The following is a 25839-nucleotide window of genomic DNA, read 5'->3' as shown; positions in this document are numbered from 1 at the left end:
CCCGGAGGGCCGGGCGGCCACTCCTCGGAAGCCACTGAAGGCAAGAAGCCATAAGCCACACCCGGCCCTCCCGGGCCACCTAACAACTTACGGAGAAGTCATGACCTACACCGTGCGCTGGACCGAGATCAGCACCCACGAGCGTGAGCTGAGCGACGAGGAGATGGCCGCGCTGAAGGGCGTCACCGTCGCCGAGCTGGCCGAGCTGGACGAGGACGACCTCCATGACGACCTGGAGAACGAGCTCGCGGCACTGGACGACGACGGCTTCGAGGGCCTGGAGCGCGAGATCGAAGAGGTCATGCAGCACTGACCGAGGCGAAACCCCTTCGGGGGTTGGCGCGGGATGGCTGCCCCCGCCCTGACGATGCCAAGCCACGAGACGCAAGGAGTACCGAAGTGACCCCCAAGTTCCGCATCCACGACGCCCACGTCCGCGACTCGAAGCGCAAGGACCGAGAGACGACGCTCGCACGCAAGCACGTCCGGCACAACAAGTACGAGGGCACCCCCGCGGTGGCCCGCATCGCCGCCAACGCCTGACCACCCACACATCCGAGAGGACGCCCGAGAATGCCCAGCATCGAGCAGATCAAGACGTACGTGACCGACCAGGCAGCGCAAGACATCATCGACATCGCGAGCGAGGGTGGCATCACCTACTGGGCGACGCAGCCGACCGACGAGGAGTTCGCCGGCCTGCCCGAAGGCAAGGCGTGGACCATCGCCGAAGGCACTGGCGCCGACCCGTACTTCGGGGACGAGCGTGAGGTGGACGCGGTCCACTACCTGAGCGCCGACGACGTCCGGGAGGCGTACAGCAGGCTCCTCGACCTCGACCAGGAGTACGTGAACCAGGAGTACCACGGCTACGTAGTCCAGTCCTGGCTCGACCGCGACGAGAAGGACGGGATCGACGCCGCGCACATCGACGCGGGCACGGCTGACGTCCTGGTCCAGGTCGCCTGCTTCGACGAGGTCCGCTACGGCTGAGGTTGTGCAACCTGCGCAAGCTGTGATACTGTAGCGACAGCGAAGAGGGGCCGGGAACTCCGGCCCCCACCAAATACCCAACTGTGAAGGTGTAGCTGATGAACATCATCGAAGGAATCAAGAAGTACTCCACGTACCACCTGGCCACGGTCGCGGAGGTCCCCGCCACCGACGACGCGGAGAGCGCGGGCTCGAAGCTGCTGGTCAGGGTGCGCGACGAGACGATCGAGCACATCGAGAAGCTCCTGAAGGAGTCGGACGACAGCCTCGCCGAGATCGTCCACTGGAACCGCGAGGTGATCCAGGACGCGGTCGCCGACGGTGCGGCCAGCCTGGACACCCCCGAGCGCTGGCGCCAGTTCGTCGACCTGGCCGCCTACCGCGAGGACCGGACCGAGATCGGCACCCCGACCGACACGTCCCTCGAAGGATGGGCCGAGACCGCGCTCTTCCAGATCGCCTTCCGCCTGGTCTCCAACCTTCTCTCCGAGGTCGAGACCGCCGCCTGATCCACCGGCAGTGAGACAGGGCGGGGCCGAGGTGAGATCGGCCCCGCCCCACCCCCCAACCCTACGCAAGGAGCACAGACATGGGACGCATGAAGGACATCGCCATCGACCTGATCACCTACGAGGAGGGCCAGCTCGGCGACAGCGAGACGCTGGACCTGTTCTCCATCCTGGTCCGCAGCGGCATGGCCTGGACCCTCCAGGGCTCGTACGGCCGGACCGCCAGCGAGCTGATCCACGCGGGCTACCTGACCCACGACGGCGAGATCACCCCCTTCGGGGAGGACATCCTCGCGGAGCTGGCCGCGTGAGCGAGAAGCTGCCCCGGCAGTTGAGCGCGAGGGTCGACGGCGAGCTGATCCGCCACATCCGAACGCTCCGGATGGCCGGGCTGAGTTACAGCCAGATGGTCAAGTGGGGGGTTGCCCTCCTGGCCGACGCCTACCAGGCCGCATGGATCTACCGGCAGGCACCCCCCGGCAAGACCCCCCTCCTGAAGTCCTACATCTACGCACCGTACGACCCCGAGCACCAGGGCCCGCCGTGGGCCACCCCCGAAGAGGAGACACACCATGAAGCACGCCGCGAAGCTCGCAACGAAGTCCGTCCTGACCCTCCTGCTCCTGACCCTGGGAAGCTCCCTGCTCTTCAGCTCGCCGGCCGAGGCCGCCGACTGGAAGCCGACCGCGAAGGCGAGCAAGACGCAGTACGTGCCGACGCCCGTCCTGCCGACGCGGCCGTGCAGGGATGACTCCGACGACCGGAACTGCTACTGGGATGCGGCCAAGCGCGGGAACGGTAAGGGCTACTCGTACTGGGTGGACCGCGCCGGGAACGTGAAGTACCTGGACCCGAAGCTGAACAGCCCGGCCAAGCGCAAGGCGTGGAAGCAGGAGAACCAGAAGCTGAAGCGCGAGTACTGGGGCACCGTCTGGGGCCACCGTCTGTGCTGGGCGAAGGTCGGCAACACCACCTACATCTACTGCTTCGACGGGCACCGCGAGACGACCTGACCGTGCAAGTGTGACAAGGCGAAACCTCCTGAAGGGAGGTCGGCGAGGGATGGCTGCCCCCGCCCTGACGATGCCAAGCCAGATCCGCAGAGGTGAATCACATGACCCAGATCCAGACCCACCCCAAGCTCGCCAAGATCAAGGCGCTCCTCGCCAAGGCCGAGGACCCGGCCGCCCTGCCCGAGGAGGCCGAGCTGTACTTCGCGAAGGCGGCCGAGCTGATGGCCGAGTACGGGATCGAGCAGGCGATGCTCGCCGACGCCAAGCCGGAGACGGACAAGATCGGGGAGCGCACCTTCAACGTCAAGGGCAAGTACATGGCGGACCGCTCGTCCCTGCTCTTCGCGATAGCCCACGCGCTCGGCGCGCGGAACGTGTACTGGTCCCTGACCGACCCGCTGACCCGTAAGCGGTACCGCAGGGTCAGGGTCTACGCCCACGAGTCGACGCTGAGCCGGATCGAGCTGCTGTTCTCCTCCCTCCAGCTCCAGGCCCTGAACGGCGTGCAGCACGCCCGCTCGCAGTACGGCGAGTCGACCATCGCCTACCGCAAGAGCTGGCTCGCAGGGTTCGCCAGCTCGGTGCGCAACCGCCTCGACGAGGCCGAGGAGTCGGCCCTCCGTGACGCCACTCGGGAGGCCGGCACCGCTGGCGCCGAGCTGGTCCTGGTGAAGCGCGAGGAGGCCGTGGCGGCCTTCTTCAAGCGGGCCCACCCCAAGATCAAGACCGCCCCGAGCCGCCGCCTGACCGGCACCGGCTGGGGGGACGGACGGGCCGCGGGGGAGCGCGCCGACCTGGGCCGGGGCCACCTGAGCGGCAACCGACCCAAGGCGCTCAGCCGCTAGTGTGCAAGTGACTCAAGGCGAAACCTCCGAAGGGAGGTTGGCGAGGGATGGCTGCCCCCGCCCTGATGATGCCAAGCCGCCATGACAGGAGGTACCCAGTGAAGTGCATCGTGACCAGCACTGCCGGCGAGCAGTGCAAGAACGACGTGAAGAGCCAGGTAACCAGGCTGTGCTGGACCCACGGGGACAGGGTGCTCCGGTGGGGGCACGTCGGCAAGGACACCCCGATCCGCCCGTACACTCCGGGCGCCACGAGGGCCGAGCCGATCCATGGCGTGGGCAGCACCGACGAGGAGCGCTTCTACTCCCGCGTCCAGAAGACGCACGACCACTGGTGGTGGGAGGGCAGCGTGATCAACAGTGGCTACGGCCAGTGCGCGCACGACGGCTACAACCAGACCGCCGCCCGCGTCGCGTGGCAGCTCCACTTCGGCGGACTGCCCGAGAAGGTCAAGGTCGTGCCGGTGTGCGGCGAGAAGCTGTGCGTGCGTCTCTCGCACCTGGAGGTGCGGCACCTGAGCAACCAGCCCTACTTCGAGTTCTCCCCGGCCGAGCTCGCCCAGACTGTGGGGGTGGCGGCATGAGTGACAAGCTGATCATCGGACTGGCGGGCTACGCCCGCAGCGGGAAGGATGCGGCGGCCGAGGCCCTGGTGCAGTACGGCTGGAGCCGGGCGGCCTTCGCCGACAAGCTGAAGGAATTCCTGCTGGCCCTGGACCCCCTGATCCCCGGCCACTGGGGTGCTGGGAACCTGCGCCTGCGGAAGCTGGTCGACGCGGCCGGCTGGGACTACGCGAAGACGACGTACCCCGAGGTTCGGGCCCTGCTCCAGCGGGCCGGCACGGAGGCAGGCCGGAAGGTTCTCGGCACCGACGTGTGGGTCGACGCCCTGTTCCGTGAGCACGCTGACACCCCAGCCCTGGTGGTCACGGACTGCCGCTTCCCCAACGAGGCTCGAGCAGTGGTCGAGCGGGGCGGCCTGATGATCCGGGTCGAGAGGCCCGGCGTGGGTCCGGCGAGGGACAAGCTCGGCCGGGTCCACGAGAGCGAGGTGGCCCTGGATGGCTGGGTCTACGACCACACCCTGGTCAACGACGGTGCGGTGCGGGACTTGCACCTGAAGCTGTACGGCGTGGCGGATCTTGTGCAACTGTCGCGAGCGTGATAGTGTGACTGACGTCAGCACGATACGGGAGCTCGACGCACTGCCTGATGGTACGGCAGTCGAGATCCTAGACAAGCGGGGGAGCTGGGTGGTCAAGCTCCTCGGTGACTGGGTCGACCTGGCCAAGCCGGTCGGCACCACCTGGAACGTCTACACCTACGTGAACACCCGTCGCTACGGAGCGCGGGTCATCGAAACCGACTGACTGTGCAAGTGGCGCTGAATGAGAGGAGGGAGTACCAGTGAGGATCACCGCGAGGGCACACGAGATCAAGCGAGTGGTCGACCTGCTCGAAGACCCCACCTTCGAGGGGCCCGAGCAGATGGCGAAGGCCCTGATCAAGGAGGTCGCCGAGATCGTCCAGATGCGGGACCTGTTCGTCCTGACCCACGTCTGGGCTGACGGCACCAAGGGCCTGAACATGGGCCCCTTCGGCGCCCTCGCCGAGGCGGAGAGCTTCGCGAAGAAGATGAGCTTCGGAGGCACCGGCCGAGTCATCCCGCTGACGTCCTCCGGGATCATCCTCGCCAACCACGACGGCAAGACCTCATGGCCCGGCTACTGCTGGAACCCAGAGTGCGGGCACAGCCCGACCAATCACGCGATCGAAGGAGCCAGCCGGGGCAAGTGCCACCGGGCCGAGTGCGACTGCTCGAAGTTCGTCAAGGACGACCCGAGCATCAAGGCCAAGAAGAAGACGACCCGCAAGACGGGCGGAGCGAAGGGTGTGAACGAGCTATGACCTGCAACTGGAAGCCGTGCGAGTGCGGCGTGAAGCGGGACTTCATCGACCGGCACAACGCAGAGAAGGCGCTCGGCCGAGCACAGGCCAAGCGAACCCGGCGAGCGGACACGAGCGGCACACGCCGCGGACTGAAGTTGGAGCACCGCGTCTACGCCTGCGACTTCGGAGGCTGGCACCTGACGTCTGAGTCGCGGTCGTCGTACGAGAACCGAGTCGAGAACCGGATGACCGAGGAGGTCGGACAGTGGTGAACGGATGGGACTGGATTCAGGAGGGCCAGCGCATCGCCGAGGAGACGAGGCGGGCCGGCGAGGTGGACATCGACGCCATCAAGGCGAGCTCGATCGTCTTCGAGGAGGCCGAGCCGGCACCCGAGGTGGGCGGGTTCGTGGGCGAGCTCCACGCCCTGAAGAACGAGGTCGACATCTGCCGGGCCGGCCACTGCGCCTCCGGATACGAGGCCGTACGCCTCGGTGACGAGGTCAAGCGACTGCGGGCCTCGACGCGCGAGGCCCTGGCCCTTCTCGGAGAGGTTGGTGTGTAAGTGACGCTGAACATCGGACCGCTCGACCCGGTCAACGACGACGACATCCTCATCTGTTACGGACGCCACCAGGCCCGCCCGTACCCCGAGTTCAACCGGGACAACGTCTTCACCCTCCACGGGGTCGCCGCCTGGGCCAACCTGCGCGGCCGGCGCCCGAAGCGGGTCTTCCACACCGGCCTCGGCCTGAGTCGGGAGGCCGGCCACCTCATGGAGACGCTGAAGTGGCTGGAGTACCACCACGGCACCCGCGTGCACCACGTAGGTGAGCTCCACAAGTACGAGGAGCACGCCGATGTGGCCTGAGCTCAAGACCTTCCTCGTCTACTCCCTGATCGTCCTGGGCATCGCCTGCGCGTTCGGCGCACTGACTGCCTTCCCCGCCTACTGAGAGGACCCCACCCAGTGACCACCGTCGAGATCCGCAGCAACGTCACCGTCGAGCTCGTCAAGGCCAGCGCCACTGACTCTGACGTCGCCACCGCGGCCCGCGTCTCCACTATCGGGGGCTCCCACGACGAGATCGTCGACCTGAGCCGCGACAAGGGCCTGATCAACTACCTGATGCGGGACAAGCACGGCAGCCCCTTCGAGCACACCTCGTTCACGTTCTACATCGAGGCGCCGCTCTTCGTGGCGCGCGAGCACTTTCGTCACCGCTCTGGCCACTCGTACAACGAGGAGTCGGGACGCTACAGGGAGCTGCGACCCGTCTTCTACGTGCCGGCCAAGGACCGCCCCCTGAAGCAGGTGGGCAAGCCCGGCGCCTACACCTTCGAGTCGGGCACCGACTACCAGCACCGCCTCGTCGAGCACACCCTGACCAGTGCCTACGAGGACGCCTACATGGACTACGTGGGCCTGCTGAATCAGGGCGTAGCCAAGGAGGTCGCCCGCATGGTCCTGCCGGTGGGCATCTTCACCTCCTACTACGCCACCTGCAACGCCCGCAGCCTGATGCACTTCCTCGGCCTGCGCACCAAGAGTGATAGTGCAGCGTTCCCCTCGTTCCCGCAGCGGGAGATCGAGATGGTCGCCGAGAAGATGGAAGACCACCTCGCCGAGCTGATGCCCATCACGTACGCCGCCTACAACGCGAACGGCCGGGTGGCGCCGTGAGCTACCGCCCCCGGCTCCTGATCGAGCGCTACCCGACCATCTTCAACAGCGAGCGAGAGAAGGTGCTGCCCCTCTGGGCACGCAACAAGCTCGCCGACCTCCGCCTGCTCCTCCTCCAGGAGGCCGGGAACTACGAGGACGCGCTGAACCAGATCGCCCGCCTTGAGGAGGGGCGCCACCAGTGAGCAACAGCCCGATCGTGAGCGTCGAGTGGCGCAGGACGAAGTGGACGCCGGCCGAGCGGGAGCGACTCGCCCGCATCCTCCTCGGGCCGGTGGTCAAGGATGAACGAAACAGCTAATGTTACACACGGCGCGCAACGCCCCCCGAACTGCTCAGGTTCGGGGGGCTTCGTGCGTACTGTGCAAATTGAACTGAGGGGAACCATGGCAACCAAGACACTGCCGCGTCAGCGTAAGAAGCTGCGCGTAGCTATCTACCTGCGCGTCTCTACATCCAAGCAGCTCGACGGCTACGGCCTCGATGTGCAAGATGAGCGGTGCCGGGCGTGGGTCGACTACCAGCTCAAGGGCACACCGCACACCATCGTGGACGTCTACACCGACGGGGGAGTGTCCGGCAAGCTCGCCCACCGCGAGGAGCTGGACCGCCTCACCGCTGACATTGAGGCCAGCCTGATCGACGTTGTCGTCTTCGCCAAGCTCGACCGCATCGGCCGCACGATGAAGAACATCCACCGATGGGTGTATGACGTCACCGACAACGGGGTGCGCGTCGCCACCGCGGACGGCCGCATCGACTCGAACGACGACATGTTCGGAATCCAGCTCTCCCTCCTGGCGTACATGGCCGAGGTCGAGCACGCCCTCATCCTGGAGCGGACGATGGGTGGACGTATCCAGAAGATCGCCGGGGGCGGCTGGGCGTCCGGCGCCCCGCCCTACGGCTACATGCTCGACGACGACGGCGAGGTCGTCATCAACCCCGAAGAGCAGAAGGTGGTCATCAAGGCCGCCGAGCTGCTGGTCGACAAGCGGATGGGTCGGGGTGGGACGGCCAAGGAGCTCAACGAGCTGAAGTACCGCACGCGCACCGGGAAGCTCTGGGAGGGCAACAACCTGGTCCTCCGCCTGCGCCTGGCCGTCCGCGGGTACGTCGACTTCACCTTCTCCGGCATGAACGAGGACGGGGAGGAGATCAGCACCTCCTACCGGGTGGACCTGCCTCAGCTCATGCCGGAAGACCGGCGCAAGGCCCTGGAAGCGGCCCTGGACAGCCTGAAGGGTGCTCCCCGGACCTCTTACTCCAACCACCTGCTCTCAGGCCACCTGGTCAGCATCTGCGGGCACTCCCGGTACGGCGTCAGCCGCACCACCCAGGACGACTTCGTCTACCGCTGCTCCAACCTCGCCACGGCCGCCGAGGGGCACACCTGCAAGCAGATCGACGGCGCGGAGACCGAGGCGATCGTCTGGGGCCAGGTTGAAGAGCTCCTGACTGACCCCGACAAGATCAAGGGGCTCGTCGATGAGTGGCTGGGCAGCGTCCCCGACCGTGCGGCGTCCTACCGGGCCCGCTTGAAGGAGATCGACGACAGGCTGAACCGCCTGCGCGTCAGCCGACGCAAGAAGATCGCGATGCTGGTCGCCACCCTCGATGACGACGACGAGGAGGACCAGAAGCTGATCGACGAGCTGAAGGAGGAGATCGCCGGCAAGGAGAGGGAGCTTCGCGAGGAGCAGGAGCGCATCACCGAGTGGCTGGAGGACGTCGAGCACAAGGAGGAGCGGGCCGACGGCATGCGCGAGATGATCGACCGTGTCGGCGCCAACGTGCAGGGCCTGAGCAAGGCCGACAAGAAGGGCGTCCTGGAGCTCCTGCGTATCCGCGTCGACATCGTCGGTGACAGCGTGTCCGGGCAGAAGGGCGGGACCAAGGACCCGATGCTGGAGTGGCACCGCGAGAGCAAGATCCTCATACCGGCCGGAGTCTCCGACGAGCAGTGGGGGCGAGTCGAGAGCATCCTGGCAGGAGGACGCAAGCCCAAGATGGAGGACCGGGGGTGCTTCGAGATGCTCCTGGAGAAGCTGCGGGAGAAGAGGGGCTGGCACGACTACGACCGCGACGAACGCATGGGCGGCAAGGGCTGGGGCTTCTTCTACCGGCTCGGTCGCCGCTGGTTCATGGACGGGATGTACGCGGCAGCCCTGGAGGCCCTCGGCCCGTACGAGGGGGTCCCTGCCCCGGATGGCTACACTCTGCCCCCAATGAAGATCTACGGTGTGATTGACGATTCGGTGGAGGATGACGTGAAAACTGAAGCGGGCGAGCGTATTACTTCCACCCGGGGCATCACGTCGGACAGCGCCGAACGGATCGCCGCGTGAGCGATCTCGTTCACACCACTGCTCAGGAGGTGAGGACCATGGGGAACGGGGCGCTCGACGGTGCGGTGATCGCGGTGGCCGGCGCGGGGGGACCCGCGGGGCGGGCGACACTGCTCAGGCTGGCCGAGGCGGGGGCGACCGTCGTCGGCTCCGACAACGATCCGGAGCGGCTGGCGGAGGCCGTGGACGCGGCGCGCTACGCGCACGGCGGTGCCACCGTCACCGGTGACACGGTCGACCTGCTCGATCCTGACTCCACCCGTGCGTGGGCCGCGCGCACCGAGAAGGAGTTCGGCCGGGTCGACGGCCTGGTCCATCTCGTCGGCGGCTGGCGTGGCAGCGAGACCTTCACCAAGACCAGTGTGGACGACTGGGACCTGCTGGAGCTGCTGCTGGTCCGCACCGTGCTGCACACCTCGCTGGCCTTCCACGAGGGGCTGCAGCGCAGCGACCGCGGCCGGTACGTCCTGATCAGCGCGGCCGGCGCCAGCAAGCCCACCGCGGGCAACGCCGCCTACGCCGCCGCCAAGGCCGCCGCCGAGGCGTGGACGCTGGCCATGGGCGACTACTTCCGCAAGGCGGGGGGCGAGCAGGGGCCGACATCGGCGGCTGTGATCCTGGTGGTGAAGGCGTTGGTGCACGACGCGATGCGTGCGGACCGCCCCAACGCGAAGTTCGCGGGTTTCACGGACGTCAAGGATCTCGCCGAAGCGATCGCCGGCGTCTGGGACAGGCCCGCCGCGGAGTTGAACGGAAAACGTCTGTGGCTGACCGAGAAGCCGTGAACCCACCCCGGACCGACGCACGCCGCCATCACGACCCGGACGTCCGCGGTTTCGCCAGCGACAACTATGCCGGGGCCCACCCGGAGGTGCTCGCCGCCCTGGCCCTGGCCAACGGCGGGCACCAGGTCGCGTACGGCGAGGACGCGTACACGGAGAACCTCCGGCAGGTGATCCGCAGCCACTTCGGACCCACCGCCGAGGCCTTCCCGGTCTTCAACGGCACCGGCGCCAACGTCGTCGCGCTCCAGGCGGTCACCGACCGCTGGGGCGCCGTGATCTGCGCCGAGAGCGCGCACATCAACGTCGACGAGGGCGGGGCGCCGGAGCGCGTCGGCGGGATCAAGCTCCTCACCGTGCCCACCCCCGACGGCAAGCTCACCCCCGAGCTGATCGACCGGCAGGCGTACGGCTGGGAGGACGAGCACCGCGCGATGCCACAGGTGGTGTCCATCGCCCAGGCCACCGAACTGGGCACGGTGTACACGCCGGACGAGATGCGCGCCCTCTGCGAGCACGCGCACGCCCACGGGATGAAGGTGCACGTCGACGGCTCCCGGCTGGCCAACGCCGCCGCCACCCTGGACGTGCCGATGCGCACCTTCACCCACGCGGCCGGCGTCGACCTGCTCTCCCTGGGCGGCACCAAGAACGGTGCCCTGTTCGGCGAGGCGGTCGTGGTGCTGAACCAGGACGCCGTCAGCCATATGAAGCACCTGCGCAAGCTGTCCATGCAGCTCGCGTCCAAGATGCGCTTCGTCTCGGTGCAACTGGAGGCCCTGCTCGCGCGGGACCTGTGGCTGCGCAACGCCCGGCACGCCAACGAGATGGCCCAGCGCCTCGCCGAGGGCGTGCGCGCCGTGCACGGTGTGGAGATCCTCCACCCGGTCCAGGCCAACGCCGTCTTCGCCCGCCTGCCGCACGCCGTGACCGAGCGCCTGCAGAAGCGCTTCCGCTTCTACTTCTGGGACGAGGCCGCGGGCGACGTCCGCTGGATGTGTGCCTTCGACACCACCGAGGACGACGTGGACACGTTCGTGGCGGCCCTCAAGGAGGAGATGGCCCGCTAGCGGCCGTCACGCAGCCGAAGTCATCGCGTAGGTATACACCCGACCGAAAATGCATTGATCTTCGGTCGGGTGTATACCTACGCTTCGACGGTATGCGGATCATCCAGGAAACCCCGGACTTCTCGGCCTATCTGGCTGCCGATGAGGCGATCGACCACCGTCATGAGCTGGTTCGCGAGACGGCCGCCAGGCTCGCGGCCGGAGTGGCCGACTCGTATGAATATGCGCGGGCGGCCTTCGAGTTCGTACGCGACACCATCCCGCACTCGCAGGACTCCGGTGACCCTCGCGTCACCTGGCGTGCCTCCGACGTCCTGGAGCGGCGCACCGGGATCTGCTACGCCAAGGCCCACGCGCTGGCCGCGTTGCTGCGGGCCGAGGACATTCCGACCGCGCTGTGCTACCAGAATCTCGGGGTGCTGCACGGACTGGTCGCCGTGCGGTTCCGTGGTGCCTGGCACCGGCAGGACCCCCGGGGCAACAAGCCGGGGGTCGACGCCCGCTTCTCCCTGGACGGGGAGCGACTGGCCTTCACGCCCGATCCGGCCGCCGGTGAGAGGGACCACCCGCTCCTGTACGCCGCACCGCATCCCGTCGTGCTGAACGTGCTCAAGGCCGCGCGGGACCGCCCGCACCTGTGGCGGACGCTTCCCACCGGCCTGCCGGAGCGCGCCGGATCATGACATGCACACCGGCGGCGGCTCAGCGCGCCTCGGCGGCACGGACCTGCTCCGGGGTCGGCGCCGTGCCACCGAGGTGGGCCGGCATCCACCAGGTGTCGTCCGGGCCCTTGGGGCGCACCGGATAGGAGCGCTGCGCGGCCTCCAGCAGTTCCTGTACCCGTCCCCGGAGCTGCCGGGTGATCACGCCCGCGTACTTGTCCTTGGACGCCTCGACCGCCTCGCCGACGCGCATGGTGATCGGGGTGTGACTGCGCTTGAAGTTGCGGGGGTGTCCCTTGGTCCACAGCCGCTGGGTGCCCCACACGGCCATCGGGATCAGGGGCACGCCCGCCTCCTGCGCCATGCGCGCGGCACCCGACTTGAAGCTTTTCAGCGTGAAGGACTGGGAGATCGTGGCCTCCGGGAAGACACCCACGATCTCGCCCGACCGCAGCGAGGCGAGCGCGTGCGCGTACGCCGTGTCGCCCTGGTCGCGGTCCACGGGGATGTGCTTCATCCCGCGCATCAGCGGACCCGAGATCTTGTGCCGGAACACCGCGTCCTTCGCCATGAAGCGCACGAGCCGCTTCTGCGGCAGCGCGGCGAGGCCGTTGAAGACGAAGTCCAGGTAGCTGATGTGGTTGCTGACCAGTACGGCGCCGCCCGTACGCGGGATGTTCTCCGAACCCCGGCAGTCGATCTTGAGGTCCCACGCCTTGAACAGAGTCTGGGCGAAACCGATCACGGGACGGTAGACGAGTTCTGCCATGGGTGCGGTGGAACCCTTCCTGCTCTGCCTGGGAAGGGGGACTCCCAGTCGAAGTTACGCAGCCGTAGGTTTACGGCTTGTCGCTGATGGTGCCCCAAGAACGACCGCCGAACCAGCCCTGGTGCCTGCCTGCGGCGAGATTCTCGTCACGTCCACCCCCTTGACCCACCTCGGGCTTTTGCGTCGCTATTACCCCACGTGCGCCGTCGTCCGCCGCAGGAGCAGGTGCATCTCGCATCACGGGCGGTAACCGAGCGCGACACTGAGGAGGGCCGCCGCGCCGCAGGCGAACGCCGGCGTCCGCCGGGCCGGCGGCAACACGTTCCCGGTGACCGGCACGACGATCGTCACGGCGGCCCCGAAGCGGGGCCCTCTCGCTCGATGTCCGTGGATCAGGCATTCCGCACGGGAGCCCGTGCGGGTGCCGGGAATCTTTGCGGTCTCGTGAACGCTTCGACGGATGGCGATCGGACTCACGGTGTGTGCCGGTGCTCGCGGCGGTGAGCACCTTCGGAGTGCTGCAGCGGCGGCGGAGCGGGAGAGTACGGGTGCGAGGGCGGGATGACGGCAAGCGGCTGAGGGCCACTGAGCTCGGCGCGGACCTCGGTGAACGAGCCACCCTCGTCCAGTTCTCCAGCGCGTTCTGCGCGCCCTGCCGGTCGACCCGGCGGGTGCTCGGCGAGGTGGCCGGCCTGGTTCCCGGCGTGGCCCACGTGGAGATCGACGCCGAGGCCCATCTGGACCTCGTGCGCCGGCTGGACATCCTCAAGACTCCCACCGTGCTGGTCCTCGACGCCGACGGCAGCATCGTCCGGCGCGCCACCGGCCAGCCGCGCAAGGCCGATGTGATCGCCGCGCTCGGCGAGGCCGTATGACGGGGCGGGCCGCCCTCTCCTCCTTCGCCGACGGGGACGTTCCCACGTCCCGCGTGACCGGCCCCGGGGCGACTGCTGCTGCATGCCGGTCGAGTTCCGGTTACGCTGCGTTGCGAAGGTCACAGTTCAAAGCGCTTGCTCAGCGGGAATGAACTAGGTGTACTGGCGAGTAATATTTCGCTCGGAACCATGGATCGCCCCGATCGGGAACGGCCGTTTGAGGCGCCTATGCTGCCTGAAGGCAGGCAGCCAGAAATGACGATTGCAGTAGGAGAGCCGGCGTGAGCTTGAGGATCGTTGTCACCGTGAAGTACGTGCCCGACGCCACCGGCGACCGGCACTTCGCCGATGACCTGACCGTCGACCGCGACGATGTGGACGGTCTGCTCTCCGAGCTGGACGAGTACGCGGTCGAGCAGGCGCTGCAGATCGCGGAGAACTCCGACGACGACGTGGAGATCACCGTGTTGACGGTGGGTCCGGAGGACGCCAAGGACGCGCTGCGCAAGGCGCTGTCCATGGGCGCGGACAAGGCGATCCACGTGGAGGACGAGGACCTGCACGGCAGTGACGCCCTCGGTACCTCCCTGGTCCTGGCCAAGGCCGTCGAGAAGGCCGGCTACGACCTGGTGATCTCCGGCATGGCCTCCACCGACGGCGTCATGGGTGTGCTGCCGGCGCTGCTCGCGGAGCGCCTGGGCGTGCCGCAGGTGACGCTCCTGTCGGAGGTCTCCCTCGAGGACGGCACGGTGTCGGGGCGTCGTGACGGCGATGACGCCTCCGAGCAGCTGCAGGCGTTGCTGCCGGCGGTCGTGTCGGTCACCGACCAGTCGGGCGAGGCGCGTTATCCGTCCTTCAAGGGCATCATGGCGGCGAAGAAGAAGCCGGTTCAGTCCTGGGACCTGTCCGACCTCGGCCTCGAGGCCGACGAGGTCGGCCTGGCCGGCGCCTACACCGTGGTCGAGGCCGCGACCGAGCGCCCGGCCCGCACCGCGGGCACGATCGTCAAGGACGAGGGCGAGGGCGGCAGGCAGCTCGCCGCCTTCCTCGCGGAGCGCAAGTTCGTCTGATACAGCCTCGTGAGCCAGGAGTTCATCCGAACCAAGAGGCTCGACTCGCTTCCCGCCCCTCATACTTCGCAAGCAGGAGAGAAGAAGTCCCATGGCTGAAGTTCTCGTCTACGTCGACCACGTGGACGGCGCCGTCCGCAAGCCGACCCTGGAGCTGCTCACGCTGGCCCGCCGCATCGGCGAGCCGGTCGCCGTCGCGCTGGGCAACGGCGCCGCCGCCACCGCCGGCGTGCTGGCCGAGCACGGCGCGGTGAAGGTGCTGACCCACGAGGCCGCCGAGTACGCCGACTACCTGGTCGTGCCGAAGGTGGACGCCCTGCAGGCCGCGGTCGCGGCCGTCTCGCCGGCCGCCGTTCTCGTCTCCTCCTCCGCCGAGGGCAAGGAGATCGCCGCCCGCCTGGCGCTGCGCCTGGGCTCCGGCATCATCACCGACGCCGTCGACCTCGAGGCCGGCGAGGAGGGCCCGGTGGCCACGCAGTCGGTGTTCGCCGCCGCCTACACCACCCGCTCCCGTGTCTGCCGGGGCACCCCGGTCATCACGGTCAAGCCGAACAGCGCGGCCGTGGAGGCCGTCCCGGCCGCCGGCGCGGTCGAGGCGCTGTCCGTGACCTTCTCCGAGCAGGCCAGGGGCACCAGGGTCATTGGCCGCACCCCGCGCGAGTCGAGTGGCCGCCCGGAGCTGACCGAGGCCGCGATCGTGGTCTCCGGTGGCCGTGGCGTGGGCGGCGCGGAGAACTTCGCGGTCATCGAGGCGCTCGCCGACTCCCTGGGCGCGGCCGTGGGTGCCTCGCGTGCCGCGGTCGACGCCGGCTGGTATCCGCACACCAACCAGGTCGGCCAGACCGGCAAGTCGGTCTCGCCGCAGCTGTATGTCGCCTCCGGCATCTCCGGAGCGATCCAGCACCGTGCGGGTATGCAGACCTCGAAGACGATCGTGGCGGTCAACAAGGACGCCGAGGCTCCGATCTTCGACCTGGTCGACTACGGCGTCGTCGGCGACCTGTTCGACGTCGTCCCGCAGCTCACCGAGGAGATCAACACCCGCAAGGGCTGATCCCCTCAGGGCCGTACGAGCCCGGGCCCCCGCGACCGCGTCCGGCGCGGTTGTGGGGGCCTTCGCCCGTTCCGGAACGGGGCCGCCCCGGCCGTCACGGGGTGAGCGACGCCTGCACCGGCAGATGGTCGCTCGGGAACCGGCCTTCCGGGGCGTAGGTGTTGACCGAAGCGCGGTGCACCGTGACGCCGGGCGTGGCCAGGACCCAGTCGATTCGGGCACCGCCCGGCACCAGCGGCCCGTAGCCGTGGAACGTCCCGTACGCTTCGCCCCGCTCGGCCGCCGCGTCCCAGGTGTCGACGAGACCGGCGCCCAGCATCGTGTCGTACACCGGGTTCCCTCGGGCGGCGACGTTGAAGTCCCCCGTCACGATCACGGGCAGGGAGCGGGCCAGCCCGGTGACACGCTCGGCGATCAGGGCGGCGGCCCGCTCGCGCGCGTACTGGCTCGCGTTGTCCAGGTGGGTGTTGAGCACGTAGAACTCCCGGTCGCCTGCGCGCAGATCGCGGAAGCGGACCCAGGTGACCATGCGGATGTGGGCGTTGCCCCAGGTGTTCGAGGCGATCAGGTACGGCGTGTCGGAGAGCCAGAAGTGGTCGTACTCCAGGGGGGCGAGCCGGCGGGTGTCGTAGAGGATTCCCATGAACTCGTCGCGGCTGCCGCCCGCCCGGCCGGTGCCGATCCAGTCGTAGGACGGACCCAGGTCCGTCCCGATGTCGCGCAGTTGCTGGTGGAGTCCCTCCTGGGTGCCGATGACATGCGGCTGCTCGCGGCGCAGCAGCCGGCGCATCACGGGTCTGCGGGCGGCCCAGCTGTGGGGTTCCGCGGTACTGGCGAAGCGCAGGTTGAACGACATGACCTCGAGCGGCCTGCCCCGGTGGTCCTGGCCTTTCTGGGCTTCCTGGGCTTCCTGGGCTTCCTGGGCTTCCTGGGCTTCCTGGGCTTCCTGGGCCGAGGCGGGCTCGGGAGGCAGCGCTGTACTGGAGAGCGGAAGGGCGACGGAGGCGGCGAGCGCGGTCTTCAGTCCCAGGCGGCGCGTGACGCGGCTGTGGTTCGGCACAGGAGCTCCTTCGCTGGTGCTGCGCGGCGGTGTCCGGGAGAGTCGGACATACGTCGGTGTGCGGGTGGCGCGAGGTGGTGCGGTGCCGGGCGGCGCGTGGTTCCGTGTCAGACGGTGTCATATGGACGTGAGCATGCCGAGAGGGTGGAGAGGATCGGGATGCGGGAGGGGGATGAGGTGGTGTTGACCGGCGCGAAGGCCGCCCGATAGCTTCATTCAACAGATTGTTGATTCCGTGTCGCGGAAAGTGCGGAGCGGGCGTGTCCCGGGGCATGAGGGATCTGGAGGACACGGATGAGCCAGGGCCGGCAGGAACGGGTGGCCACGAGTATCGCGGATGCCGTCGGCGCGGAGATCAGCGCCTTCCTGGCGCCGGTCGACGCCGAGCTGGAGCGCCGCTACCCCGGAGACCCCGGCACCCGTCAGCCCGTCCACACCGTCTACGTCCCCGGCGACGCCTTCAGCGCCGGCACCCTCCGCTCCTGGGGCGACCAGGCCCTGGCCGCTCTCGACGAACACGCTCCGGCCGCCGCATCGTTCGCTGCCGTCCTCGGGTTGGACCCCGCCCTGGCCGAGGCGGTGTACGGCCGCGTCCGCGCCAAGCTGGAGCGCGAACCCGTGGAGGACCTGCGCGTCGACTTCGAGGACGGCTACGGCAACCGCCCCGACGCCGAGGAGGACGAGGCCGCCGCCCGCGCCGCGCGGCTGATCGCCGAGGCGTACCGGGACGGCACGGCGGCCCCGTACACGGGTATCCGGATGAAGTGCTTGGAGGCCGCGGTGCGAGACCGGGGCATCCGCACCCTCGACATCTTCCTCACCGGCCTGGCCGAGGCCGGCCCGCTGCCCGGAGGACTGGTGCTGACGCTGCCCAAGGTCACCTCTCCCGAGCAGGTCACCGCCATGGTGCGGCTCCTCGGGGCGTTCGAGAGGGCACGCGGGCTGGAACCCGGCCGGCTCGGCTTCGAGATCCAGATCGAGACCAGCCAGGCCGTTCTCGCCGCCGACGGCACCGCCACCGTCGCCCGGATGATCCAGGCCGCCGAAGGGCGTGCCACAGGGCTGCACTACGGCACCTTCGACTACAGCGCCTGTCTCGGCATCTCCGCCGCACACCAGGCCAGTGACCACCCGGCCGCCGACCATGCCAAGGCCGTCATGCAGGTCGCCGCCGCGGGCACCGGCGTACGCGTCTCGGACGGCTCCACCAACGTCCTGCCCGTCGGCCCGACCGAGCAGGTCCACGCCGCCTGGAGACTGCACTACGACCTCACCCGCCGGGCCCTGGCCCGCGCCTACTACCAGGGCTGGGACATGCACCCCGGGCATCTGCCCACCCGCTACGCGGCCGTTTTCGCCTTCTACCGCGAGAGTTTCGAACAGGCCGCAGCCCGACTCGCCCGGTACGCCGCCCGGACCGCCGGCGACGTCATGGACGAGCCCGCCACCGCCAAGGCCCTCGCCGGCCACCTGCTGCGCGGCCTGGACTGCGGCGCCCTGGACCATGCCGAGGTGGCATGGGCGACCGGTCTCACCCGCGTCGACCTGGAGGGCTTCGCGTTCCCGCGCCGCGGTGACCCGACGGCCTCCGCGCCGTAGCCGCCACCTCTGTGGAACAGTCGTGCGGGAGCCGCCTTCCGCAATGCTCCAGAGTGACCGGCGCGTTCGCGTCGTCTTTCCGGCCGGCAGCCCGGACTCCCGCGGCCGCGCACCCGGGTACCGCAACGGATGCTCGCGCGGCGCCTCGGCCAGGCCCAGCGTTCGCAGCGTACGGTCCGCGTCGTCCACGGGGTGTGCGCGGTCACTTGAACGGCGGTGGCGGCCATCTGCGTGGTGTGCGCCGTTCGTGCGGATCCTCGCGGACACGGGCGCTCAGTCCGCCGGGGGCAGCTCACCCGAGCCGCGCGTGATCAACTTGGTCGGCAGCTCGATCCGCTCGGGTGCGAGCAGGGTGCCGTCCAGCTGGCGGAAGAGGCGTTCGGCGGCGGTCCGGCCGAGGGCCGCGGAGTCCTGGGCGACGACCGTGAGCCCCGGCCGGAGCAGATCGGCGAGCTCGATGTCGTCGAAGCCGACGAGCGCCACGGGGCGGGACCGCTTGCTCAGGACCCGGATCACGGTGACCGTCACCCGGTTGTTGCCCGTGAAGACAGCCGTGACCGGATCCGGGCGGGACAGCATCTCCTCGGTGGCCCGGCGCACCCGCTCGGGGTCGGTGACCCCCAGGGACATCCAGGCGTCCTCCACCGGTATGCCCGCGTCCTCCATGGCGGCGCGATAGCCGCGCAGCCGCTCGGACGCGGTGTGGATACCGGGCATGTCACCGATGAAACCGATCCTGCGGTGCCCGTGGGCGATGAGGTGGGCCACGCCGTCACGGGCGCCGCCGTAGTTGTCCGACACGACGACGTCGGCGTCTATCCGGCCTGCCGGCCGGTCCACGAAGACCGTGGCGACGCCCGCCCTGAGCTCCGGCTCGAGATACCGGTGGTCGTCACCGGCCGGAATCACCACCAGGCCGTCCACCCGGCGGGCGCACAGTGCCAGCACCAGCTCCTGCTCGCGGTCGGCGTCCTCCGCGCTGGAACCGTTGATCAGCAGCGCGCCGTGTGCGCGGGCGACCTCCTCGACCGCCCGGCTCAGCGGACCGTAGAACGGGTCCGCGAGATCCTCCAGGACCAGACCGATACTGGCGGTACGGCCCTTGCGCAGCACCCGCGCGCTGTCGTTGCGGCGGAAACCGAGGGCCTCGATGGACTCCTGCACCCGGCGCTCCGTCTCCGGCGTGACCCCGGGTTCGCCGTTGACCACCCGCGAGACCGTCTTCAGGCCGACTCCGGCACGGGCCGCCACGTCCTTCATGGTCGGACGGTTGCCGTAACGGGACCCTGAGAGGCGGTGGGTGCGGCGAGGTGTCTCCGGCACGGTGCGGTGTCCTGTTCTGTCGACCACGGGCTGTGTGGATCCATGGGGTTGTATGAGGATGTGGCGTCGAGCATAGAGCCTGGACAACGTTGTCAGGCTCAGGGACACTGTCCACCGCGCATCCTGGCCCGCGAGTGATCGCGACATCGGGGTGCGGCTCACCCTGTGTGTCGGTTCGTGGCCGCGCATGGGCTGTTTCAGCGCCTTTCTCATGGTTGACGGGGAGAACCGAGACTGATGCACACCGACCTCGTGGCAGCGCTCGACATCGGCGGCACCAAGATCGCCGGTGCGCTGGTGGACGGGCAGGGCCGGATACAGGTCCGCGCCCAGCGGCCGACGCCCGCCGAGGCGGACGGCGACACCGTGATGCGGTCGGTCGAGGCGGTGCTGGGCGAGCTCACCGCGTCCCCGCTGTGGGGGCACGCGAGCGCTGTCGGCATCGGCAGTGCGGGCCCCGTGGACGCCTCCGCGGGCACGGTGAGCCCGGTGAACGTGCCCGGCTGGCGTGACTACCCGCTGGTCGCCGGGGTACGGGCGGCGACCGGTGGACTGCCCGTGGAGCTGATCGGCGACGGTGTGGCGATCACGGCGGCCGAACACTGGCAGGGCGCCGCTCGCGGCCATGACAACGCGCTGTGCATGGTCGTCTCGACCGGGGTCGGCGGCGGACTCGTGCTGGGGGGCCGGCTGCACCCCGGGCCGACCGGCAACACGGGGCACATCGGCCACATCAGCGTGGACCTCGACGGCGACCCGTGCCCGTGCGGCTCGCGCGGCTGCGTGGAGCGCATCGCGAGCGGGCCCAACATCGCCCGCCGAGCCCTGGCGAACGGCTGGCTCCCCGGACCGGACGGCGACATCTCCGCCGCCGCGGTGGCCACTGCCGCCCGCGCAGGGGACCCGGTGGCCGTGGCGTCGTTCGCGCGGGCCGCACGGGCGCTGGCCGCCGGAATCGCGGCCACCGCGACACTCGTCGAGATCGACATCGCGGTGGTCGGCGGGGGGGTGGGCAAGGCGGGCGAGGTCCTCTTCGCCCCCCTGCGTCAGGCCCTGACCGAGTACGCGACGCTGTCGTTCGTCCGGCGTCTGGTGGTGACGCCGGCGCGGATGGGAACCGACGCCGGGCTGGTGGGCGCCGCGGCGGCGGCCCTGACCCTGCGGACGGACCCGGCGGCGGCGGGCGTCTGACCGCGGCCGGGGGACGGGTGTCCGCAGGAGCGTTCACGCTCGTCGTACAGGTCCGTGTGTGTCCGTGCGTGACCCCGGGGCGGCTTCGGCCGTTGAGCCCGGCATGAAGAAGCGCAGCATGCTCGCCATCGCCTCCCTGGCCACCGGTTTCGTCGTCGCGGCGGTCACTCCGTCGCACGCGCTCGGTGAGGGCCTCGACGGCCTCCCCGTCGGCGACGCACTCAGCACCCTCGACCACACCGTCATCGACGACGGCCCGGCCGACGCGGCCGACGGCGACCGGAAGGCCAGGGGCTGACGGCCCGCCGCACAACCGTCCGACGGCGCCGGCGCCCCCCCCCGGAGGGGCGCCGGCGCCGTCGGTGTGCGTTCTCAACTGGGGCTGGTTTCCGTGGCAGGGTGGAGCGGGCAAGCCACAGGGGGCCCAACAGAAGAGGGGGAACCGTGATCGTCTGGATCAACGGTGCGTTCGGTGCGGGGAAGACCACGACCGCACGGGAACTGATCGAACTGATCCCGAACAGCGCGCTCTTCGATCCCGAAGTCATCGGCGGGGCGCTCAGCCATCTGCTTCCGCCCAAACGCCTGGCCGAGGCCGGCGACTTCCAGGACCTTCCCATCTGGCGCCGGCTCGTGATCGACACGGCGGCGGCAATGCTCGCCGAACTCGGCGGGACCCTGGTCGTTCCCATGACCCTGCTGAGACAGGACTACCGCGACGAGATCTTCGGCGGCCTCGCGGCCCGCCGCATTCCGGTCCGGCATGTCCTCCTCGCTCCGGCGGAAACGATCCTGCGTGAGCGAATAGCGGGCCGGGAGGTTCCGCCGGACCTCCCGGACGGCGAGATACGGATCCGGCAGTGGTCCTACGACCACATCGAGCCGTACAAGGCCGCCCTGGCCTCCTGGCTCACCGCCGACGCCTACCCGGTCGGCACCGGCCCGCTGAGCCCGTACGACACCGCCGTCCGGATCGTCGAGGCGGTCGGCAGCGGCGAGGCACCCGCCTGCGACATCGTGCAGACGCCCGAGCCGACGGCCGAGACGGTCGCCGCCGGTGTCCTCCTCTTCGACGAGCGCGACAGAGTGCTGCTGGTCGACCCGACCTACAAGCCGGGCTGGGAGTTCCCCGGCGGGGTCGTCGAACCCGGTGAGGCGCCCGCGCGCGCGGGCATGCGCGAAGTCGCCGAGGAGACCGGCATCCGCCTCGACGATCCGCCGTCCCTGCTCGTCGTCGACTGGGAACCGCCCGCGCCGCCCGCCTACGGCGGCCTGCGCCTGCTCTTCGACGGTGGCCGTCTGCACGCCGCCGCCGCCGCGCGGCTGCTGCTGCCCGGCCCCGAACTCCGCGACTGGCGCTTCGTCTCCGAAACGGAGGCCGCCGACATGCTGCCCCCGGTGCGCTACGAACGGCTCCGCCGCGCCCTGCGGGCACGGGAACGCGGGAAGGCGATGTATCTGGAAGCGGGGGTACCGGTCGGCTGACGTCCGGAACCCGGCCGGGCCTCGCGCGGCCCGGCGCGACCTGTCCGCGGTGCGCGGCCCGGCCCGGTGCATGGTCCCCGGGCCGGGCGTCGCACCGCAGCCGTGCCGCGCGGGCGGGATCAGCCCGTGGACTCGGCCGCGGACGCGTAGTTGCGCAGGAACAGCGCCTCCGTGACCGACAGCCGTTCCAGCTCATCGGGTGAGACGCTCTCGTTCACCGCGTGGATCTGCGCCTCCGGCTCGCTCAGGCCGATGAGCAGGATCTCCGCCTGCGGGTAGAGGGCCGCGAGGGTGTTGCACAGCGGGATGGATCCGCCCTGCCCCGCGTAACTCATCTCCTGGCCCGGGTACGCGACCGCCATCGCGTCGGCCATGGCCCGGTAGGCCGGGCTGGTGGTGTCGGCGCGGAACGCCTGCCCCTGTCCGATGTGCTCGGTGCTCACCCGCGCGCCCCACGGCGTGTGCGCCTCCAGGTGCGCCAGGAGCAGCTTGGTCGCCTCGGCCGCGTCGACACCCGGCGGCACGCGCAGGCTGATCAGCGCACGGGCGCTCGCCTGCACGGACGGGGTCGCGCCGACGACCGGCGGGCAGTCGATGCCGAGGACGGTGACGGCCGGGCGGGCCCAGACGCGGTCGGCGATCGTGCCGGAGCCGATCAGCTCCACGCCGTCGAGGACCTTGGCGTCCTTGCGGAACTGCTCGTCGTCGTACTGCAGCCCGTCCCAGGCGCTGTCGCCGGCCAGCCCGTCGACGGTCGTGCTGCCGTCCTCGGCGCGCAGCGAGTCCAGGACGCGGATCAGGGCGGCCAGGGCGTCGGGCGCGGCGCCACCGAACTGACCCGAGTGCAGGTTGCCTTCGAGGGTGTCGACACGCAGCCGTACGAGCGTCATACCGCGGAGGGTGGCGGTCACCGTCGGCAGACCGGCGCGGAAATTGCCGCTGTCGCCGATGACGACAGTGTCGGCGGCCAGCAGTTCGGGGTGCTGCTCGGCGTACCGCTCCAGGCCGCCGGTGCCCTGCTCCTCCGAGCCCTCGGCGATCACCTTGACGTTGACGGGAACGCCGCCGTCGGCCTTGAGCGCGCGCAGCGCCAGCAGGTGCATGATCACCCCGCCCTTGCAGTCGGCGGCCCCGCGCCCGTACCAGCGGCCGTCCCGCTCGGTGAGTTCGAACGGCGGGGTGTCCCAGCCGGCCTCGTCCAGCGGCGGCTGCACGTCGTAGTGGGCGTACAGGAGCACCGTTCTGGCGCCTTCGGGGCCGGGAAGGAAGCCGTACACCGACTGGGTGCCGTCGGGGGTGTCGAGGAGGGCCACGTCCTGGAACCCCTCGGCCGTGAGCGCGTCCGCGACCCAGCGTGCGGCGCCTTCGCTCTCGCTGCGCGGGAACTGACCGAAGTCCGCCACCGACTTGAAGGCCACCAGTTCGGCGAGCTCCTCCTTCGCCCTGGGCATCAGTGAGGCGACGGTCACGGCGACCGGATTCGACGACATGGGCACGCTCCTTGTGGGTGCGACGTTGTACGGGTGCGTACGTTCGTGGGCGAGACGATCGTGGAGCACGGGTGAGGTCCGGTGTACGGGGCACCCATGCCGCACGATCCTCCCACAGCGGCTTCGAGTGATCGTCGCCGTAGTATGCGGTGGACAGATGGGGTACCCCCTGCTCGAGTGAAGCCGAGAGCACGGGGGAGGCAGGCGGCTGGATCGGGAGCAGTAGACCATCGTGAGCAGCGAGAACTCTTCGGCGGACGACGCGCGGCAGGTATGGGACGTCGTCGTGGTGGGCGCAGGGCCCGCGGGGGCCTCGGCCGCCTACGCGGCAGCGGTCGCGGGACGGCGCGTGCTGTTGCTGGAGAAGGCGGAACTGCCGCGCTACAAAACGTGTGGTGGCGGCATCATCGGTCCGTCGCGGGACTCCCTGCCTCCCGGCTTCGAGCTTCCGCTGAAGGACCGGGTACACGCGGTGACGTTCTCGCTCAACGGCCGTTTCACCCGTACCCGTCGCTCCCGGCAGATGCTGTTCGGGCTGATCAACCGGCCCGAGTTCGACCACCAGCTGGTGGAGCACGCGCAGAAGGCCGGTGCGGAGGTGCGCACCGGTGCCGCCGTGCAGCGGGTCGAGCAGCACGGCCCGGCGGTACCGGACCGCCGCACGGTCGCGCTTGTCCTGCAGGGCGGCGAGAGAGTGCTCGCGCGGGCCGTGGTCGGCGCGGACGGCAGCGCCGGCCGCATAGGAGCACACGTCGGAGTCAAGGTGGACCAGGTCGACCTGGGCCTGGAGGCGGAGATCCCGGTACCGGACACCGTCGCCGAGGACTGGAAGGGGCGGGTCCTCATCGACTGGGGCCCGATGTCCGGCAGTTACGGCTGGGTCTTCCCCAAGGGGGACACGCTCACCGTCGGCGTGATCTCCCGGCGTGGTGAAGGCGCCGCGACCAAGCGGTACTTGGAGGACTTCATCGGGCGGCTCGGTCTCGCCGGCTTCGAACCGAGCATCTCCTCCGGCCACTTGACCCGGTGCCGGGCGGACGACTCTCCACTGTCGCGCGGACGGGTGCTCGTGTGTGGGGACGCCGCCGGGCTCCTGGAACCGTGGACCCGCGAGGGCATCTCCTTCGCGCTGCGCTCGGGCCGGCTGGCGGGGGAGTGGGCGGTGCGCATCGCCGAGGCCCACGACGCCGTGGACACACGCCGGCAGGCGCTGAACTACGCCTTCGCGGTCAAGGCGGGGCTCGGTACCGAGATGAGCGTGGGCAAGCGGATACTGGCCGCGTTCGAGCGGCGCCCCGGGGTGTTCCACGCCGTCCTCACCACCTTCCGCCCCGCCTGGAACGCCTTCCGGGACATCACCCGCGGTTCGACGACGCTCAGTGAGCTGGTCCGTACCCATCCGCTGGCCCACCGCGCCATGATCGCGCTGGAGCGGCGTCCTTCGGGCGGCGGCTCCGGTGTCACGGACAGGGCCGGTGCCGGGGACGGGACCGGAAGCGGCTCCGAGGCCGGGGGCGCGTCCGTCAGCCCGTGACCGTGACCCGGAAGACCGGGTGGTCGGGGGCGATGCGGCGCAACTCCTCGTCGGAGGAGTCCGGGCCCACTCCGTCGAAGAAGGCACCGACCTCCGCCTTCCAGCGCTTGAGGTAGGCGCGCAGCAGCGGTGGCTTGTCGTCGTCGGCGACCTCGGTCGCGGTGAAGGAATCGACGTTCTTCCCGAGGCGCAGTTCGCCGCCGCCGGCCGCCCGCATGTTGTGCGTCCACTGGACGTGGCCCCGGGGTGCGACGAGATACTGAGCACCGTCCAGGGTCATCAAATTGACCGGGGTGGTCCGCCACTGACCGCTCTTGCGGCCGCGGACCGCAAGCACCCTGGACCCCCAGACGCTCAGCCCGTGGCGGGTCAGCCACGCCACGAGGCGGTTGAGAACGTTGACGGTGAACCAGCCGGGCTTCTTGACGTGCGTGGACATGAGGACCCCCAGGTGAGAACGGGTCGGGTCGCCGGAGTGGCGGCGCGGTGAAGGAGACGCGGAACGAGTGAGAGCATCGCTCCTTTTCGTGAGCACTGCTCTCCGTTCGTTGGCGCAAGTCTGCACGGCCTGACGCTGTTGCGCAAGAGCAGTG

33 protein-coding genes and 1 other RNA gene are annotated in these 25839 nt (G+C 69.7%); 29 read left to right on the top strand and 5 right to left on the bottom strand.

Annotated elements, in window-relative coordinates:
- Window positions 1-100 precede the first annotated feature (100 nt).
- The 21 genes from ACFYQA_RS27485 to ACFYQA_RS27385 all read left to right on the top strand — a co-directional run bounded on the left by ACFYQA_RS27485 (window position 101) and on the right by ACFYQA_RS27385 (window position 11817).
- Window positions 101-313 (top strand): hypothetical protein, encoded by a 213-nt coding sequence (locus ACFYQA_RS27485; protein ID WP_388923128.1) that lies wholly within the window; start codon window positions 101-103, stop codon window positions 311-313.
- An 86-nt stretch (window positions 314-399) separates the two neighbouring features.
- Complete coding sequence (locus tag ACFYQA_RS27480; RefSeq protein ID WP_388923125.1) at window positions 400-543, top strand: hypothetical protein; 144 nt, start codon at window positions 400-402, stop codon at window positions 541-543.
- Window positions 544-573: 30 nt separating this feature from the next.
- Entirely contained in the window at window positions 574-993 is a 420-nt protein-coding gene (locus tag ACFYQA_RS27475; protein WP_388923122.1) for a hypothetical protein, read from the top strand.
- Between the two features lie 98 nt (window positions 994-1091).
- Complete coding sequence (locus ACFYQA_RS27470) at window positions 1092-1502, top strand: hypothetical protein (RefSeq protein WP_388923120.1); 411 nt, start codon at window positions 1092-1094, stop codon at window positions 1500-1502.
- A gap of 80 nt (window positions 1503-1582) precedes the next feature.
- Complete coding sequence (locus tag ACFYQA_RS27465) at window positions 1583-1813, top strand: hypothetical protein (protein ID WP_388923117.1); 231 nt, start codon at window positions 1583-1585, stop codon at window positions 1811-1813.
- A gap of 261 nt (window positions 1814-2074) precedes the next feature.
- A complete protein-coding gene (locus ACFYQA_RS27460) occupies window positions 2075-2515 on the top strand; it encodes a hypothetical protein (protein ID WP_388923114.1) in 441 nt (146 codons plus the stop codon).
- Window positions 2516-2531: 16 nt separating this feature from the next.
- An RNA gene (locus ACFYQA_RS27455) (hammerhead ribozyme type II) lies at window positions 2532-2599 on the top strand.
- Between the two features lie 17 nt (window positions 2600-2616).
- Window positions 2617-3360, top strand: coding sequence for a DUF2786 domain-containing protein (locus ACFYQA_RS27450; protein ID WP_388923111.1), 744 nt, complete (start codon window positions 2617-2619; stop codon window positions 3358-3360).
- A 110-nt stretch (window positions 3361-3470) separates the two neighbouring features.
- A complete protein-coding gene (locus ACFYQA_RS27445) occupies window positions 3471-3944 on the top strand; it encodes an HNH endonuclease (RefSeq protein ID WP_388923108.1) in 474 nt (157 codons plus the stop codon).
- Complete coding sequence (locus tag ACFYQA_RS27440) at window positions 3941-4525, top strand: hypothetical protein (RefSeq protein ID WP_388923105.1); 585 nt, start codon at window positions 3941-3943, stop codon at window positions 4523-4525. The genes ACFYQA_RS27445 and ACFYQA_RS27440 overlap by 4 nt, the downstream gene beginning before the upstream one ends.
- A 4-nt stretch (window positions 4526-4529) precedes the next feature.
- Window positions 4530-4730 (top strand): hypothetical protein, encoded by a 201-nt coding sequence (locus ACFYQA_RS27435; RefSeq protein ID WP_388923102.1) that lies wholly within the window; start codon window positions 4530-4532, stop codon window positions 4728-4730.
- A gap of 37 nt (window positions 4731-4767) precedes the next feature.
- The gene (locus ACFYQA_RS27430) at window positions 4768-5268 is read left to right on the top strand and encodes a hypothetical protein (protein WP_388923100.1); all 501 of its coding nucleotides are present in this window, start codon (window positions 4768-4770) and stop codon (window positions 5266-5268) included.
- Complete coding sequence (locus tag ACFYQA_RS27425) at window positions 5265-5522, top strand: hypothetical protein (RefSeq protein ID WP_388923097.1); 258 nt, start codon at window positions 5265-5267, stop codon at window positions 5520-5522. Before ACFYQA_RS27430 ends, ACFYQA_RS27425 begins: the two co-directional genes overlap by 4 nt.
- Window positions 5516-5815, top strand: coding sequence for a hypothetical protein (locus ACFYQA_RS27420; RefSeq protein ID WP_388923094.1), 300 nt, complete (start codon window positions 5516-5518; stop codon window positions 5813-5815). The genes ACFYQA_RS27425 and ACFYQA_RS27420 overlap by 7 nt, the downstream gene beginning before the upstream one ends.
- Window positions 5816-6121, top strand: coding sequence for a hypothetical protein (locus ACFYQA_RS27415; protein WP_388923091.1), 306 nt, complete (start codon window positions 5816-5818; stop codon window positions 6119-6121). It abuts the gene before it with no gap.
- A gap of 81 nt (window positions 6122-6202) precedes the next feature.
- Window positions 6203-6934, top strand: a complete 732-nt coding sequence (gene thyX / locus ACFYQA_RS27410; protein WP_388923146.1) for an FAD-dependent thymidylate synthase — start codon at window positions 6203-6205, stop codon at window positions 6932-6934.
- The gene (locus ACFYQA_RS27405) at window positions 6931-7119 is read left to right on the top strand and encodes a hypothetical protein (RefSeq protein WP_388923089.1); all 189 of its coding nucleotides are present in this window, start codon (window positions 6931-6933) and stop codon (window positions 7117-7119) included. Before thyX ends, ACFYQA_RS27405 begins: the two co-directional genes overlap by 4 nt.
- 201 nt (window positions 7120-7320) lie before the next feature.
- Complete coding sequence (locus ACFYQA_RS27400; RefSeq protein ID WP_388923086.1) at window positions 7321-9282, top strand: recombinase family protein; 1962 nt, start codon at window positions 7321-7323, stop codon at window positions 9280-9282.
- 38 nt (window positions 9283-9320) lie between these two features.
- Complete coding sequence (locus tag ACFYQA_RS27395; RefSeq protein WP_388923143.1) at window positions 9321-10067, top strand: SDR family NAD(P)-dependent oxidoreductase; 747 nt, start codon at window positions 9321-9323, stop codon at window positions 10065-10067.
- Complete coding sequence (locus ACFYQA_RS27390) at window positions 10064-11134, top strand: threonine aldolase family protein (protein WP_388923083.1); 1071 nt, start codon at window positions 10064-10066, stop codon at window positions 11132-11134. The genes ACFYQA_RS27395 and ACFYQA_RS27390 overlap by 4 nt, the downstream gene beginning before the upstream one ends.
- A gap of 92 nt (window positions 11135-11226) precedes the next feature.
- Entirely contained in the window at window positions 11227-11817 is a 591-nt protein-coding gene (locus ACFYQA_RS27385) for a transglutaminase domain-containing protein (protein WP_388923080.1), read from the top strand.
- 19 nt (window positions 11818-11836) lie between these two features.
- Here the strand turns inward: ACFYQA_RS27385 and ACFYQA_RS27380 are convergent, their stop codons facing one another.
- Complete coding sequence (locus ACFYQA_RS27380) at window positions 11837-12565, bottom strand: lysophospholipid acyltransferase family protein (RefSeq protein WP_388923077.1); 729 nt, start codon at window positions 12563-12565, stop codon at window positions 11837-11839.
- A gap of 488 nt (window positions 12566-13053) precedes the next feature.
- Here ACFYQA_RS27380 and ACFYQA_RS27375 point away from each other — a divergent pair, with 488 nt between their 5' ends.
- The 3 genes from ACFYQA_RS27375 (at window position 13054) to ACFYQA_RS27365 (ending at window position 15564) form a co-directional block, all read left to right on the top strand.
- Window positions 13054-13440 (top strand): thioredoxin family protein, encoded by a 387-nt coding sequence (locus ACFYQA_RS27375; RefSeq protein WP_388923074.1) that lies wholly within the window; start codon window positions 13054-13056, stop codon window positions 13438-13440.
- 281 nt (window positions 13441-13721) lie between these two features.
- Window positions 13722-14510, top strand: a complete 789-nt coding sequence (locus ACFYQA_RS27370) for an electron transfer flavoprotein subunit beta/FixA family protein (RefSeq protein WP_388923071.1) — start codon at window positions 13722-13724, stop codon at window positions 14508-14510.
- A gap of 91 nt (window positions 14511-14601) precedes the next feature.
- Window positions 14602-15564 (top strand): electron transfer flavoprotein subunit alpha/FixB family protein, encoded by a 963-nt coding sequence (locus ACFYQA_RS27365; RefSeq protein WP_388923069.1) that lies wholly within the window; start codon window positions 14602-14604, stop codon window positions 15562-15564.
- Window positions 15565-15658: 94 nt separating this feature from the next.
- On the opposite strand, the gene ACFYQA_RS27360 is transcribed toward ACFYQA_RS27365, so the two are convergent.
- Window positions 15659-16624, bottom strand: a complete 966-nt coding sequence (locus ACFYQA_RS27360; protein WP_388923067.1) for an endonuclease/exonuclease/phosphatase family protein — start codon at window positions 16622-16624, stop codon at window positions 15659-15661.
- A 294-nt stretch (window positions 16625-16918) separates the two neighbouring features.
- Between ACFYQA_RS27360 and ACFYQA_RS27355 the strand changes: the two genes are divergently transcribed.
- Window positions 16919-18223, top strand: coding sequence for a DUF6986 family protein (locus ACFYQA_RS27355; RefSeq protein ID WP_388923064.1), 1305 nt, complete (start codon window positions 16919-16921; stop codon window positions 18221-18223).
- Window positions 18224-18496: 273 nt separating this feature from the next.
- On the opposite strand, the gene ACFYQA_RS27350 is transcribed toward ACFYQA_RS27355, so the two are convergent.
- Entirely contained in the window at window positions 18497-19546 is a 1050-nt protein-coding gene (locus tag ACFYQA_RS27350) for a LacI family DNA-binding transcriptional regulator (RefSeq protein ID WP_388923061.1), read from the bottom strand.
- A 237-nt stretch (window positions 19547-19783) separates the two neighbouring features.
- On the opposite strand from ACFYQA_RS27350, the gene ACFYQA_RS27345 reads away from it, so the two are divergent.
- From ACFYQA_RS27345 to ACFYQA_RS27335, 3 genes are all read left to right on the top strand, one after another.
- Complete coding sequence (locus ACFYQA_RS27345) at window positions 19784-20737, top strand: ROK family protein (RefSeq protein WP_388923058.1); 954 nt, start codon at window positions 19784-19786, stop codon at window positions 20735-20737.
- 103 nt (window positions 20738-20840) lie between these two features.
- Window positions 20841-21035, top strand: coding sequence for a hypothetical protein (locus tag ACFYQA_RS27340; RefSeq protein ID WP_388923055.1), 195 nt, complete (start codon window positions 20841-20843; stop codon window positions 21033-21035).
- Window positions 21036-21181: 146 nt separating this feature from the next.
- Window positions 21182-22222, top strand: a complete 1041-nt coding sequence (locus tag ACFYQA_RS27335) for an NUDIX domain-containing protein (protein ID WP_388923052.1) — start codon at window positions 21182-21184, stop codon at window positions 22220-22222.
- Window positions 22223-22341: 119 nt separating this feature from the next.
- Here ACFYQA_RS27335 and ACFYQA_RS27330 read toward each other — a convergent pair whose 3' ends face one another.
- Window positions 22342-23712, bottom strand: a complete 1371-nt coding sequence (locus ACFYQA_RS27330) for a dipeptidase (RefSeq protein ID WP_388923049.1) — start codon at window positions 23710-23712, stop codon at window positions 22342-22344.
- A gap of 232 nt (window positions 23713-23944) precedes the next feature.
- Between ACFYQA_RS27330 and ACFYQA_RS27325 the strand changes: the two genes are divergently transcribed.
- On the top strand, window positions 23945-25246 hold the full coding sequence (locus tag ACFYQA_RS27325) for a geranylgeranyl reductase family protein (RefSeq protein ID WP_388923046.1): 1302 nt from the start codon (window positions 23945-23947) through the stop codon (window positions 25244-25246).
- Here the strand turns inward: ACFYQA_RS27325 and ACFYQA_RS27320 are convergent.
- On the bottom strand, window positions 25236-25685 hold the full coding sequence (locus tag ACFYQA_RS27320; RefSeq protein WP_388923043.1) for a nitroreductase family deazaflavin-dependent oxidoreductase: 450 nt from the start codon (window positions 25683-25685) through the stop codon (window positions 25236-25238). The genes ACFYQA_RS27325 and ACFYQA_RS27320 overlap by 11 nt on opposite strands.
- Window positions 25686-25839 lie beyond the last annotated feature (154 nt).

The organism is Streptomyces sp. NPDC005774 (assembly GCF_042871645.1).
Classification (GTDB): domain Bacteria; phylum Actinomycetota; class Actinomycetes; order Streptomycetales; family Streptomycetaceae; genus Streptomyces; species Streptomyces pratens.
This window is presented reverse-complemented; position numbering and strand designations above follow the sequence as displayed.